Here is a 13,116-nt window from a genome sequence, read left to right as displayed (position 1 = left end):
CGTTTCGACTACTTTTGCGCGAGAGCTTCCTTGGCGAGATCGCTTGCGATCTTGCCGTCGAGCTGGGCGCCGAAGCGATCGCGCAGCGCCCTCATCACGGGACCCATCTGGTTCGCCCCGCCCGCGATAACTTCGGCAATCGCGGCGCGCACGTCGTCGGCTGAGGCGGCGGCGGGGAGATACGATTCCAGAACCTTCGCCTCGGTCTCGTTCTGCTCGATAAGATCGGCGCGGTTCGCTTTGCGCGCGAACTCGAGCGATTCCTCGCGCCGCGCGCGCTCGCGCTTGATGACCTGGATGACCTCGGCGTCGGTGGCTTGGTGAGGCACGTCTTTCTCGACGCGGGTGACTTCGGAAATGATCCCGCGCAAAGCCATCGTGCGCAGCTTCTCGCCGCTCTTCATCGCGGCCTTCAGGTCTTCCTGCAACTTCTGTTTAAGGCTCATAAAAATAGACGCGGCGGCATTCGCGAACCTGCCGCCGCGCCAGATTATAACTCGAACGAACCCGCGAGCGAACCTCGCTACTTGCTCTTGGCAGCCTCAGCCTTCACGTCTTCCCATTTGGGAGGCTCGAGCGACGTCCATTTGTTTCCATCGAGTTGATAATTGAAGACCAGCGCCTTGCTGTTGCCGGTGGCTTTCCCCCTGCCCTCGCCACTCTTCGGCGGCTTGTATTCCGACGCTGTCAGCTTGGCTTCAACAGTGATCTTCCCACCCTTTTGCGCGGGCAGATAGGAAAACTTCGCGTGTTCCAGATCCATGTAGGGCTGACCCGAAGATTTCTTTTCGCTCTCGGCGTTAAGGAACGAGTCAGAGTCATCGCTCACGGTCTGCATCAACTGCTGCTGCGCCGCTTTGGGAATCGGGTTGGCGCGCTGCGGTCCGCCGCCGCTCGGTTGCGCGCTGCCACCGCCACCGCCTCCGCCGCCGTAAGGACCGAGCTCTTTCTTGACCTCGAGCGCACGCGCCGCCATCGGAATACTGAGCAGAGCCACGGCGATTGCCGCAGCCGTTAAGGTTCTGGATGCTTTGGAAGCCATTCCTCCTCCTCCCGAAAACGGCTGTACAACACTGCGGGCCTGATGCGCAAATGGCGCGTGGCCAGTTTTGCGAGGCATCCGGGCCTATTCTTCTGCGGCGACCGTAACTTTTGAGCCTAGCGCCGGTTATACATCTGATTGACGATGCCAAATGGCAAGCCACAGCTCTGCGCCCGCGTTGACGACGACGAGCGGCTTCGAATCGAGGCCGCGCAGCTCGACCGCGGGCGATTCGCGGAGCTTTACGAGGAGTATTTCGCGCGTGTCTATGCCTTCATCGTGCGGCGCGTGCGCGATCGCGACGATGCGCAGGATCTCACGTCGGAGGTTTTTCACCATGCACTGCGCAATCTGTCGCGCTTCGAATGGCGCGGCGTTCCGTTCTCGGCGTGGCTTTACAAAATCGCCGCGAATGCGATCGCGGATCACATGCGCAAGGCAACGCGCGAAACTCCGGCGCCTGATCTCGATCCACCCGGCGCCGGCGCGCTGGACGAAGTTGAAAGCCGCGCGCGCCTGTTCCGGCTCGTCGACCAGCTTCCCGCCGACCAGCGCCGCGTGATCATCCTGCGCTTCGCCGAACAGATAAGCATCGCAGATGTCGCGCGCCAGCTCGGCAAGTCCGAGGGCGCCATCAAGCAGCTTCAGTTCCGCGGGCTAAAGAACCTGCGAATCCGGATGGCCAGCATCAATGCCTAAACGAAACAGCCAAATCGAACAGCTAAACCAGGCGGTGGAGGCCCTTATGAAGCGTCATCCGGCGCCGCCTTCGCAGGTGAGTCCGCAGATCGCGGAGTTGTTGCAGCTCGCGGCCGACTTGCGCGAGCTGCCGCGCGACACGTTCAAGGCGCGCCTGCGCGACGAACTCATCGGCGAGGCGCAAGTCGGCGGCAAGCCTCTCATCACATACGAAGACATCATGCAGCGCCTCGTGGAGATCGAGCATGAGCCGAAGCTCGTGCCGTACGATGTGCGCGCGGCGCTGCGCGGACTGCCTGACAGCGCAATGCGATTCATCACGCCGATGGACGAATGGATCCTCAACGTGTCAGCGGGACGTGAACACTCGCACTGGGAAAAGCACAACGGCGACGAGCTGCTGTACGTGATCGATGGCGCCGCCGACATCAAGATCGCAACGGTCGACGGTCTCAAAACGACTCGTCTCGAGAGCGGCTCGCTCTTCGTATGCCCCGACGGTTTATGGCACATGCTCGTGCCGCGCGGCCGCGTCGAGGCTTTCTATGCAACTCCGCGCGATACCGAGGCATCGGACACGAAGAATCCGCCGCGGCCGCCGAAGCCCAAGCGCAAGCCGCATAAGGCCAAGCCGCAGCACTACGTTGCTCACGATCTGAACGCGATCCTGCGCGATCTGCCCGAGCTTAGAATCACCGATGAAACGACCAAGGAAGAGGCCGACGCCGCGGTGCACACGATCGGCGCCATGGGCGACCGATCGCTCGGAGTGATGCGCTTCTCCGGACCCACGCCTTGGGAGCGGCATGGCGGCGACGAACTTCTGTACGTTTTCGAGGGCGGCGTCGATCTGACTACGTTGACCGACGACGGCCCCGTGGAACGCCGCATCGAGGCGGGGTCGTTCTTCGTATGCCCGCGGGGGCTGTGGCATTGCCAGGCCGCGCGGCCGTCAGCGGCGATCCTCTACGGCACGCCGGCCAAGACTTCGCAGCATTCGTTCGCGGAAGATCCGCGGCTTGAATAATTTTCGCCAACTGCACGAAGGAGAATAGCGATGGCATCGAAGGTGAAGCCCATTCCTGAAGGACCGCGCGCGGTCACGCCCTATCTGACTGTCAAAGGCGCGGCGGAGGCGCTCGAGTACTACAAGCAGGCGCTCGGCGCAGTTGAAACAGTGCGCCTGGTCGGACCCGATGGCCGCGTCGGCCACGCCGAGATCGAAATCAACGGCACGCCCATCATGCTCTCGGAGGAATATCCGGAGATGGAAGTGGTGAGTCCCGCCACGCTGGGCGGATCACCCGTTGGCCTCCACCTCCTGGTAGAAAATTCCGACGCCGTGTTCGATCGTGCGGTGAAGCTCGGCGCAACGGCGATGAATCCCGTGAAGGATCAATTCTATGGCGAGCGCAGCGGCAAGCTGAAAGATCCCTTCGGCCACGTCTGGTACATCTCGACTCGTATCGAGGAAGTGAGCAATGAAGAGATGGTTCGCCGCGCCGAGGCCTGGACCAAGGGCGAGGCCAAGGAAACCTGAGCGGAAATGTCGATGAGAAGATGGAGCGCTGCCGGGATCGCCGTCACTGTGCTCTTTCTGCTGAGCGTGGCCTGGCTGGCGCATTTGCAGAACGGCGGTCCGGCGCATCAGCCCATCGAGCTCAGCAACGGCGTTACCGGAATGATGTACCTACCCGGGCCGATAGAGCCCGCGCGCGCGAATCCGTTTTACGAGCTGTTTGCGAAACCGCAGGCGCTGCGCCCGCCCGCCGTCGTGTTGATGCATGGATTCATGTCGGACAGCGTGATGATGAGCACGCTCGCGCGGCGGCTCGCGGAGAATGGATACGCGGTGCTCGCGATCGACGCCAACGGCCACGGCGCCAATCGCAACCCGTTCGGCGACACGATGACGAGATCGGGCGCGCTGCGTGACGACTTCAGTGCGGCGGTTGATTTTCTTCGTAACTACGAGCGCGTCGATGGCTCGCGAATCGTCGTGATGGGTCATTCGATGGGCGCGGGCGCGACGCTCGATTTCGCCACCCATGAGCCGGGCCTCAGCGGCGCCGTGATGATCTCGGGCGGATGGACGCTCGGCCCGATCCGTCCGCGCAACGCGCTCTTCATTTTCGCCGAGCACGATCCGGCCGAGGAGATCCAGGGGCCTTCGACCGCAATCGCAGAGCACCTTGCGGGAGTGAGTCCAATCGAAGCGGGCAAGCAATACGGCGATTTCGCGCAGGGCAGCGCCGTCGAAGTCGTGCAGATGCCCGGCGAGAATCACATCAGCATAGTGACCTCGCGCGCGGTTGCGATGCGAATCGTGCGATGGGTCGACGGTGTTTTCGGCACAACGCGGACAAGCCCGATCAACCTGCACGACGCGCGGACCCGAGCAAGAAATCTCGCGGCGGTGCTCTTCATCTTCGTGCTGATCGTAATCGGCCGTGTGACCGGGTCGATTGCTCCGCTCTGGAACGAGCGTCCCGCCGGCGCCGCAGGTTGGATCGGCGTGCTGACAATCGCGGTCGCGCTGCTGGCGGCAATGCCGTTGATCTCGACTATCTTACCCGCTGGCTTCTTTCCCATGGTCGTCGGCGATGCACAGGTGTCATGGCTGATAGCGGCGAGCGTGCTCGCGATCGGCTACCTCGCGATCTTCGGCCGGCTCGAAGGCCCGAGCCTGCGCGGTCGCATCGGCCGGACCGTGCTCGCTGCGACGCTCGCGTTTGCGGCGATATACCTGGGCTCGAACGCGATCGCCGTCACAATGCATCGGCTCTCGCTCACGCCCGAGCGCCTGCTGATGCTGGTCCTCGGCACGATTCTCACTCTGCCCTTCTGGTATGCGTTCGAGGTGCTCGTGCGCCGCGGCGGTGTCGTGATCTCAACGGTACTGGGCACGACGGGTCGTATCGTGTTCATCGCGCTGATGGGCGTCGGCGTCGCGCTGCGGATCCTGCCCGGTGTCCTGATGCTGGCGATGCCGATTCTGGTACCTATATTTCTCGTCTTCGAGATCTTCGCAGCCTCGGCTTACAGCACTTCGCGCAATCTCGCCCTCATTGCGACAGTCGAAGCGCTCTGGTTTGTTTGGCTTATCGCGGCGACGAATCCGATCACCTTTATGCTTTAGGCGCGCGCGGCAAGGACGGCCATCATGCTCGAAGTCGGCAAACCATTTCCCGCTTTTTCGCTGCCCGACCAGGACGCCAGGATTCATCAGCTCAGCGACTACGCCGGCAAGTGGCTCGTGGTTTACTTCTATCCAAAGGATGACACGCCGGGGTGCACGATCCAGGGCAAGACGATGACCGCGGCCAAGCCCGCTTACGACAAGGAAGCGATCGCGATTGTCGGCGTCAGCCAGGACGATGTCCCATCGCATAAGAGCTTCTGCGAAAAGTTCAGCTTCAAGATCGACCTGCTCGCCGATCCGAAGGCCGAGCTGATGAAAGCGTGCGGGCTGAACCAGGGTGAATGGCAGGGGATGAAGTTCTGGGAGCGGACCAGCTTCATCGTCGATCCGAAGGGCATCGTGCGCAAGGTTTTTGCGAAGGTGAATCCCAACGGCCACGACAAAGCGTTACTCGAAGCTGTCAAGGAATTGCAGCGTCACGATCTCGCCGCGACCAATCCGCGGCGGCATTGAATCTTTACTGATTGGCACTCGCCTCGCTAAGTGCGAAGCGAATCGGCACCAGCACCCAGCTCTCGGCCGCGAGGCCGTCGTGACGTGCCGGCACGAAGCGCCATCGCTCGCGCACCGTGTCGAGCGCGGCATCGTCGAGCGCATCGAATCCGGATGACCGCGCGATCTCGACGCGCTCGACCGTGCCGTTCGATCCGACCAGAACGTGGAGCAACACCGTGCCTTCTTCACCATCGCGCCGCGAGTGAGATGGATACGGCGGCAGCGGATCCTCGCCGTAGTTTGCATGCGCCAGCGAATCTCCGGGCGCACCGTTGCCAATGCCAGGTCCATTGTCGCCAGTTCCACCGCCAATACCGGCGCCGGTGCCTGCGCTTCCAGAGCCGCCGAGACTCGCGAGAGCGGCTTCGCCCGCTCGCGATGCACCGGCAGGGGCCGCATGATTCTCGAGCTTCGCCGTTGACGACGTAACAGCCGCAGTTGGCGCGATGCTCGCCGCTTTAACCCTCGGAGCCGCAACGAGAAGCGCCGCAGGCTTCGCGCGATGCTTGTGGATGTGCCGTGGTATCGCGATCTCGCTCGACGATGCCGACAGCGCCGGACTCTCGGGCTTCGGCGCGCCCCTCGCACCGCCGTTGCCGAGCTCGACCATGTACGCCAGCACCCATTCGTTGCGCGGCCGTTCGACCGCCGGAATGAGAATCGCCAGCAGCGCAATCAGAACTGCGTGAACTGCAATCGAAATCGCGAAAAACGACGCATGACGACCCGTCGCGATTCCTCGCGTGTCGCTACGTACCTCTGCGATGTCCCAATCGTTCTCCAACATCCCGACCCATCAACGCGGAGAGCAGGCCGGGAGTCAGAAACCATGAAGTGAAAAAAGCGGAACTCCCGAAGCCTCCCTCTCCCGCGAAGGTGCGAACGGCTTCACAGTTCGTCCGGTAGCCTGGCTCGAAATCGCCGCTTATCGCGACGATTCCCTACAGTTGCGGGGCAGCGCCGGCTTCTAACCGGCTTTCCCGAGTCGAACTCTATCGCACACTACTTCGCCAGCCGGGCGAGTCAATAGGAAAGGAAATCACTCGGAGATTTTGAGGTCGCAATCGCAGTCGTTGATAAACTGCGTGTCATCGTCGAGGATCTCGTGCCAGCGATGGCCCTCTTCGCACTCACAGTGCAGTCGCGCGCCCTTCCAGTCAGCCCGCTGGTCCAGCCGTTTGACCTTCAATTCCGCACGCATCGCGATGCAGTGGGTGCCATCAATCAAATCACGCCGGCAACTCATCACAAACTCACAACCGCTCTGCACCCCCTCTGAGCTATTCTTTTAAAGTCATGGTCGCGACGTCAAGCAGAAGTTTGAGACCCCTGATGAGTAAGCGCTCACGAACGTTGACTTTCGCTCATTAGCTGCGATATGAACTAGGATTCATAAAATGAATCTGTATTCATTCGTCCGAGGCAGACACGGTGAGCGTTAAGGACCGTCAGGGGCGTGAGCGCCAGGCGCGGCGCGAGGCGATCGCCGCCTCGGCATTTGCCGTCTTCGCGCGTCACGGCCTCGAAGGCGCGACAATTGAAATGATCGCGCGCGAGGCAGAAGTGGCGGTCGGCACGATCTATCTTTACTTCGCCTCCCGCGACGATCTTTATCTGCAACTCGTCGCCGAGCGAATCGAACGTCTGCGCGCGAGCTATGCCGAAATCCAGGCGCGCGCGCTCGACCCACTGAGCGAGCTACGCGCGGTCGCCGCCGCATATCTCGATTACCTGCGCGAGTCGCGTGAGCTGTTCATCAGCCAGCACTCGGTGGTCTATGCGCAACTGCGCAAGCGCCTCAAGCGAGCCTCGGAGCTGCGCCACTTCAACGAGGTTATCGAGAAGAGCCACGCGGTGTGGAAGCTCTACGAGCGCACGGTGCGCCGCGTTTTCGACGCCGGGCTCATCGTCAACTCCACCGATCCCAAGAAGACCGCCGCCGTGATGTGGTCGAGCCTCAACGGCGCCTTCATGTTGATGGGCGACGGTAACTTCTTCCGCGATCTCACGGGACTCGATCCCGAGCACTTCGTCGAAGAGACACTCGATTCCTATATCAAGACTCCCGCGTCATCGGATCAAACGCGTGCCGCGTTAAACGGCGCATCGACACACAGGCATAAGAGCGCGGTCCGTACCGCCCGTGCAAAAATCAACAAGGACCGCGACGCTGCTCAGCTCGTCGCGTCCGCCCCTGCCTGATTGCGCGGGCCGGGCCAAAGGAGAAGAGGCTATGAAATTTACCTGGTTCCATCTGATGCCCTACCGCTTCCTGCCGGAGGACTTCAAGGACAAGTATCGCAGCGTGTGGGTCGACATCCCGCGCAACCTGTACGATCCCAAGGTCGGGCATCGGCTCTATAACGACTACCTCGATCAGCTCGAGCACGCCGACGAGATGGGCTTCGACAATCTCGGCGTCAACGAGCATCATCAGAATGCTTACGGCATGATGCCGTCGCCCAACCTGATGGCGGCTGCGCTGACGCGCCGTTCGCGCAACGCGAACCTGGTCGTGCTCGGCAATTCGATCGCGCTCTACAATCCTCCGGTCCGCGTCGCGGAGGAGTTCGCGATGCTCGACGTGATGAGCGGCGGGCGCCTTATCGCGGGCTTCCCGGTCGGCACCTCGATGGACGACAACTTCTGCTACGGCGTCGTGCCTGCGACGCTGCGCGAGAAGTATTACGAGGCGCACGATCTGATCGTGAAGGCGTGGAAGGAGGAAGAGATGTTCTCCTTCAACGGCAAGTACACCCAGCTCCGCTACGTCAACTTGTGGCCGCGTCCCGTGCAGAAGCCGCATCCGCCAATCTGGATTCCCGGCGGCGGCTCGGTCGAGACCTACGACTTCTGCGCCGACCACGATTACCAGTACAGCTTCCTTTCCTACTTCGGGTATATCGCTGGCAAGAAGGTCGCGGACGGCTATTGGGACGTGATGGCCAAGAAGGGCAAGCCGCTCAATCCTTACAGCATGGGATTCGCGCAGGTCGTCGCCGTCGCGGAGACCGACGAGCAGGCGGAGAAGGACTACGCCGCGCACATGGACTACTTCTATAACCGCTGCCTGCATGTCTATAACGGCTTCGCCGACGCGCCCGGCTATCGCACCGTGAAGACGATCAAGGCCGGGATGCTCGGCCAGGTCGGCGAACAGGCCGCGATGCGCCGCGAAGGCCTCAAGTGGAAGGACTTCATCGATCAGGGCTACGTGATCGCGGGCTCGCCCAAGACCGTGCGCGAGCGGCTGCGCGAAGCGCTGAAGACGCTCAACTGCGGGCACCTCATGATGCTGATGCAGCTTGGCTCGATGCCGCCGGAGCTGGTGCGCAAGAGCACCGATCTGTTCGCCACCGAAGTGATGCCGCATCTGCGCGATCTGTGGAGCGACTGGGAAGACAAATGGTCGCCCGAGCGCATGCCGCAGAATGAGATCGCGGTTCCGGCTCCGATTCACTTTGAGTCACGTCAAACCAACGGCAAGACCTACGCGGGCGCCGCAGTTGCACAGGAGGCCCGCTCCGCGAAATGAACACGACAGTAAATCTGCTCAACGGCAAATTCTCAATTGAGATGCAGACCTTTGGCAGCGGCGGCGAGCCGCTGCTGTACCTGCACGGCGCCGGCGGTAACAACGGAATCGAAGGATTTCTCGAGGAGCTCGGCAAGGACTTCAAGGTCTTCGCGCCGCAGTTTCCCGGCTACGGCGAGTCGACGGGCAACGAATATATCGACGACGTGGTCGACGCCGCTCTCTTCTATCATCAGCTGATGGACGAGCTGGGCATCCCGACCGCCAACGTCGTGGGTCATTCGATGGGTGGGATGCTCGCGGCGGAGCTCGCCGCACTCGACGTGCATCGCGCGAAGAAGCTGGTGCTGGTGGCGCCGGCGGGTTTCTGGATCGACTCGAATCCGATTCCGGATTTCTTCGCCGCGCAGCTCAACGAGATCGCGCCGCTGCTCTTCCATGACACCAACTCGCCGATGGCGAAGATGATGACCGCCATCCCCGAGGACTTCAAAGCGCTCGAGACAATGTACGTCGAGCGCGTGAAGCGCCTCGCCACGGCCAGCAAGTTCCTGTGGCCGATCCCGGATCGCGGGCTCAAGAAGCGCGCCTACCGGATCCAGTCGCCGACGCTGCTGATGTGGGGCGAATCGGATCGCCTGATTCCTCCGGCTTATGCCAAGGAATTCCAGAGCCGCATCAAGGGCAGTAAACTCGAGGTCATCAAGGCCGCCGGCCACATGGTGCAGTACGAACAGCCCGAAGCGTTCGTGAAGACGGTGAAAGCGTTCCTCAAGGGCTGATCGAGAACAACGAACCGAGAAAAACGGCCGCGGCGAAGACTCGTCGCGGCCGTTTTCTTTTCGCGGCTTGCGGAGCACAGGTTGCGCGGCTACCGTCGGTCGCATGGCTAGCCCAAAGGCACCCGAATCGCGCCGTGGAATCTTTCTGACATTGATGACGATCCTGTTTGCGGTGCTGGCGATTTCCGACTTCACCAAGGCCCTTCAATACTCGAACAATCATCATATGGGCCTGGTCGTGCTCGGCTACAAATTCGTCGGCGTCGGCGCCAACATCGTCGGCGGCGGCTTGTTCGGCTTGTACCTGCTGGCGTACGCCATTGGGATATGGCGGATGCGCTCGTGGGTGCTGCCGCTCGCGATCGTTTACGCGCTCTATGTGCCGGTGAATCTCGTGATGTTCTGGTTCCTGCATACCGATCCGCGACCATCGATCGGATTCATCGCCTTTTACCTGGTCCTCTCGGTCGGGGGTTCAGTCGGCACCGCGCTCTATCTCGCATACAATCGCGATCGGCTTACCTAGTTTCCCGAAAGTGGTACCATGAAATTTTCCGAAACTGGTCTCTGGATTGGGCCTCCGACGGCCCATAGATGCAGAGACTATGAAACTCTATGATTTCACGCTCGCACCAAATCCGCGCCGCGTGCGAATCTTCGCCGCGGAAAAAGGCCTCAACCTTCCAAACGAGCAGGTCGATCTGACCCAGGGCAAGAGCCGCACGCCCGAGTTCCTCGCGATCAATCCCGCCGGCCGGGTCCCGGTCCTGCAACTCGACGATGGCACCTACCTGGCCGAGTCCAATGCGATCGCGCACTACCTCGAAAGCCTGCATCCCGAGCCCAACCTATGCGGCCGCGACGCGCTCGAGCGCGCGAGGATCGAAATGTGGGAGCGGCGGATGGAGCTCGACTTGTTCACGACCGCCCTGCGCGCTTTCCTGCATCTGCACCCGATGAACGCGCAGCGCCTTAAGCAGCTCAAGGAGTATGGCAACTCGCAGGTCGCGGCGGTGCAGACGCAGCTCGAATGGCTCGATCGTCAGCTGAAGGGCAAGGAGTTCATCGCGGGGCCGCGCTTCACGATTGCCGACATCACGGCATTCGTCGGGATTGAATTTGGCGTCGCAACGGCCGGGATCAAAGTCGATCCCGCGCTCGCCGATCTGACGCGATGGCATCGCGCGGTCTCCTCGCGGCCGAGTGCCAAAGCTTAAATCCCCTCACTCAAATTTTTTTATGCGGCGGCCGCGGCGAAATCGCCGAGACTGCCGCTTGTCTTTTCAAACTTGACGATGGCTGCGGATTAGTTTTAATTTGCAACCGTCATGAAACTTTACGATTTTCCAGGAGCTCCCAACCCTCGCCGCCTGCGCATCTTCATGGCGGAGAAGGGAATCAAAGTTCCGCTCGAACAGCTCGAGATTCTCAAGGGCGCCGGGCGCACGCCCGAGTTCCTGAAGAAAAATCCGTTCGGCGGAATCCCACTGCTGGAACTCGATGACGGCAGCTATCTTGCGGAGTCCGTCGCGATTTGCCGCTACCTCGAAGGCCTGCATCCCGAGCCGAATCTGATGGGAAAGGATTTCCGCGAGCAGGCGTTGATCGAGATGTGGCAGCGGCGCGCGGAACTGAGTCTCTTTGGCTCCATCGGGCGCGCGTTTCAAAACACCAATCCGATAATCGCGCCGGTCATCGGCCAGCAGTTCCCGGAATACGGCGCTAAGCAACTCGCCACCGCGCAGCAAACACTCGCCGTCTTCGACGCGCAACTCAAAGGGAAAGAATTCATCGCCGGCCCGCGCTACACGATCGCCGATATCACCGCGCTCGTCGCGATCGAGTTCGGGAAACAGAACGCGGGGCTCCAGCTCGATCCCGCGCTCAAGGAAATCGCTCGATGGCACCAGGCGGTATCGAGCCGCCCCAGCGCCAAGGCTTGAATTTCAACTCCGCGAAAAATTTATCGAGGTAGTCGATCTATGAAACTCTACGAATTTACCCAGGCTCCAAACCCTCGGCGCGTGCGCGTGTTCCTGGCCGAAAAAGGCGTCAGCGTTCCCACCGTGCAGGTCAATATCGGCGCGGCAGAGAATCGCAAACCCGAATTCCTGAAGATCAATCCGATGGGCGGGTTGCCGGTGCTCGAGCTCGACGACGGCACGCACATCGCAGAGTCGGTCGCGATTTGCCGCTACTTCGAAGTGCTCCATCCCGAGCCCAACCTGATGGGCAAGGACGCCAAGGAGCAGGCGGTCGTCGAAATGTGGAACCGGCGCATGGAGTTCGAGGTCCTGGGCATGGCCGCGGGCGCATTTCGCAACACCAGCGACTTTTTCAAGGGCCGCATCCCGCAGGTCAGGGAATATGGCGAGGTCTGCCACGCGGCCGTGATCAAACGCCTCGAATGGCTCGACCAGGAGCTTGCTAACCGCGAGTTTATCGCGGGCAACCGCTACACGATCGCCGACATCACGGCGCTCATCGGCATCGACTTCGGTCGCACGACGCAGATCAGGATCCAGCCCGAGCAGAAGAACCTCGCGCGATGGCATGCGGCAGTGTCGGCTCGTCCCAGCGCCAAGGCGTGACGATCGGATCAAGACCAATTGCGAATTTGACGCGGCGATGCCGGACGGCGTCGCCGCTTCCTTTTAGCGGCTACTCGATGAGGCGGCGACGGCGACCGGCGCGGCGGTCGGCGGCCAGATCGGCGTGAAGACGCGATAGAGCAGGAGATAAATAATCACGCCGGTGACCGACACGTACATCCAGAGCGGCCAGGTCCATCGCGCGATTCGGCGATGACGCATGAAGCGGCCGCGCAGCGCGAGCCAGATTGTGCCGATAACGAGCGGAACGATCACGCCGGCCAGGATGATGTGCGGGATCAAAATCGCGAAATAGACCGGACGAATCGCGCCCTGCCCGCTGAAGCGCACGTCGCCCACGTGATAGTGGAAAATCAGGTACGAAGTCAGAAATAGCGCCGACATCATCAAGGCGGCGATCATGCAAGCGCGATGGGCCGCGACGCGCTTCTGCTTGATGAACACGAAGCCCGCAAGCAGCAGCACGGTCGCGCTGCCGTTCAAGATCGCGTTAAGCGGCGCCAGGGATCGATAGTCAAACACAAATCGGACCTCAGCCCCAGAGAATAATGTCCGCCGGCGCGCGCCGCCAGTACCGCATTGGCGTAGGCCGCCGGGTTAACGACTCATCATGCGCTGGCGACCGATCCATTATTGTTCCACCTGGTGGTAACTGCTTAACTGTTCGCTGCGCGCTTTGATGAAGGCTCGAGACCGCGCGAATCAGGGGTTTCCGCCATTTGAGTTGGACATCTTTTGCTTCCTGCCTG

General features: G+C 61.4%; 16 protein-coding genes, 1 pseudogene and 1 riboswitch. Of the genes and pseudogenes, 12 read left to right on the top strand and 5 right to left on the bottom strand.

Annotated features, from left to right (window positions below):
* Positions 1–8: 8 nt before the first annotated feature.
* Positions 9–446, bottom strand: a complete 438-nt coding sequence (locus tag VMA09_06990) for a GatB/YqeY domain-containing protein (protein ID HUA33332.1) — start codon at positions 444–446, stop codon at positions 9–11.
* Positions 447–523: 77 nt separating this feature from the next.
* Entirely contained in the window at positions 524–1,042 is a 519-nt protein-coding gene (locus VMA09_06985) for a hypothetical protein (protein ID HUA33331.1), read from the bottom strand.
* A 144-nt stretch (positions 1,043–1,186) separates the two neighbouring features.
* Here VMA09_06985 and VMA09_06980 point away from each other — a divergent pair, with 144 nt between their 5' ends.
* The 5 genes from VMA09_06980 to VMA09_06960 are packed head-to-tail and all read left to right on the top strand — an operon-like array spanning position 1,187 to position 5,396.
* Complete coding sequence (locus VMA09_06980) at positions 1,187–1,741, top strand: RNA polymerase sigma factor (protein ID HUA33330.1); 555 nt, start codon at positions 1,187–1,189, stop codon at positions 1,739–1,741.
* Between the two features lie 46 nt (positions 1,742–1,787).
* Positions 1,788–2,768 carry a hypothetical protein gene (locus VMA09_06975; GenBank protein HUA33329.1) on the top strand — a complete coding sequence of 327 codons (981 nt, stop codon included), beginning with the start codon at positions 1,788–1,790 and terminating at the stop codon, positions 2,766–2,768.
* Between the two features lie 30 nt (positions 2,769–2,798).
* On the top strand, positions 2,799–3,281 hold the full coding sequence (locus VMA09_06970; protein HUA33328.1) for a VOC family protein: 483 nt from the start codon (positions 2,799–2,801) through the stop codon (positions 3,279–3,281).
* A 12-nt stretch (positions 3,282–3,293) separates the two neighbouring features.
* Positions 3,294–4,880 carry an alpha/beta fold hydrolase gene (locus VMA09_06965; GenBank protein HUA33327.1) on the top strand — a complete coding sequence of 529 codons (1,587 nt, stop codon included), beginning with the start codon at positions 3,294–3,296 and terminating at the stop codon, positions 4,878–4,880.
* 24 nt (positions 4,881–4,904) lie between these two features.
* Positions 4,905–5,396: a peroxiredoxin gene (locus VMA09_06960; protein HUA33326.1), complete on the top strand. Its 492-nt coding sequence runs from the start codon at positions 4,905–4,907 to the stop codon at positions 5,394–5,396.
* A gap of 4 nt (positions 5,397–5,400) precedes the next feature.
* Here VMA09_06960 and VMA09_06955 read toward each other — a convergent pair whose 3' ends face one another.
* The gene (locus VMA09_06955; protein ID HUA33325.1) at positions 5,401–6,225 is read right to left on the bottom strand and encodes an energy transducer TonB; all 825 of its coding nucleotides are present in this window, start codon (positions 6,223–6,225) and stop codon (positions 5,401–5,403) included.
* Between the two features lie 92 nt (positions 6,226–6,317).
* A riboswitch (cobalamin riboswitch) is annotated at positions 6,318–6,472 on the bottom strand.
* A 5-nt stretch (positions 6,473–6,477) separates the two neighbouring features.
* Positions 6,478–6,639 (bottom strand): hypothetical protein, encoded by a 162-nt coding sequence (locus tag VMA09_06950; GenBank protein HUA33324.1) that lies wholly within the window; start codon positions 6,637–6,639, stop codon positions 6,478–6,480.
* Between the two features lie 230 nt (positions 6,640–6,869).
* On the opposite strand from VMA09_06950, the gene VMA09_06945 reads away from it, so the two are divergent.
* From VMA09_06945 to VMA09_06915, 7 genes and pseudogenes are all read left to right on the top strand, one after another.
* A complete protein-coding gene (locus VMA09_06945; GenBank protein ID HUA33323.1) occupies positions 6,870–7,640 on the top strand; it encodes a TetR/AcrR family transcriptional regulator in 771 nt (256 codons plus the stop codon).
* Between the two features lie 31 nt (positions 7,641–7,671).
* Positions 7,672–8,973, top strand: coding sequence for an LLM class flavin-dependent oxidoreductase (locus VMA09_06940; protein ID HUA33322.1), 1,302 nt, complete (start codon positions 7,672–7,674; stop codon positions 8,971–8,973).
* A complete protein-coding gene (locus VMA09_06935) occupies positions 8,970–9,755 on the top strand; it encodes an alpha/beta hydrolase (protein HUA33321.1) in 786 nt (261 codons plus the stop codon). Before VMA09_06940 ends, VMA09_06935 begins: the two co-directional genes overlap by 4 nt.
* Before the next feature lie 103 nt (positions 9,756–9,858).
* The gene (locus VMA09_06930; GenBank protein ID HUA33320.1) at positions 9,859–10,281 is read left to right on the top strand and encodes a hypothetical protein; all 423 of its coding nucleotides are present in this window, start codon (positions 9,859–9,861) and stop codon (positions 10,279–10,281) included.
* A 79-nt stretch (positions 10,282–10,360) separates the two neighbouring features.
* A pseudogene (locus tag VMA09_06925) lies at positions 10,361–10,954 on the top strand (glutathione S-transferase family protein).
* Positions 10,955–11,083: 129 nt separating this feature from the next.
* Complete coding sequence (locus VMA09_06920) at positions 11,084–11,698, top strand: glutathione S-transferase (protein ID HUA33319.1); 615 nt, start codon at positions 11,084–11,086, stop codon at positions 11,696–11,698.
* 39 nt (positions 11,699–11,737) lie between these two features.
* Complete coding sequence (locus tag VMA09_06915; GenBank protein ID HUA33318.1) at positions 11,738–12,346, top strand: glutathione S-transferase family protein; 609 nt, start codon at positions 11,738–11,740, stop codon at positions 12,344–12,346.
* 63 nt (positions 12,347–12,409) lie between these two features.
* Here the strand turns inward: VMA09_06915 and VMA09_06910 are convergent, their stop codons facing one another.
* Complete coding sequence (locus tag VMA09_06910; GenBank protein HUA33317.1) at positions 12,410–12,889, bottom strand: DUF420 domain-containing protein; 480 nt, start codon at positions 12,887–12,889, stop codon at positions 12,410–12,412.
* Positions 12,890–13,116 lie beyond the last annotated feature (227 nt).

The sequence above is a fragment of the Candidatus Binataceae bacterium genome, from assembly GCA_035508495.1.
Lineage (GTDB): Bacteria > Desulfobacterota > Binatia > Binatales > Binataceae > JASHPB01.
The sequence above is the reverse complement of the archived record's forward strand: the minus strand, read 5'-3'. Positions and strand labels throughout refer to the sequence as shown.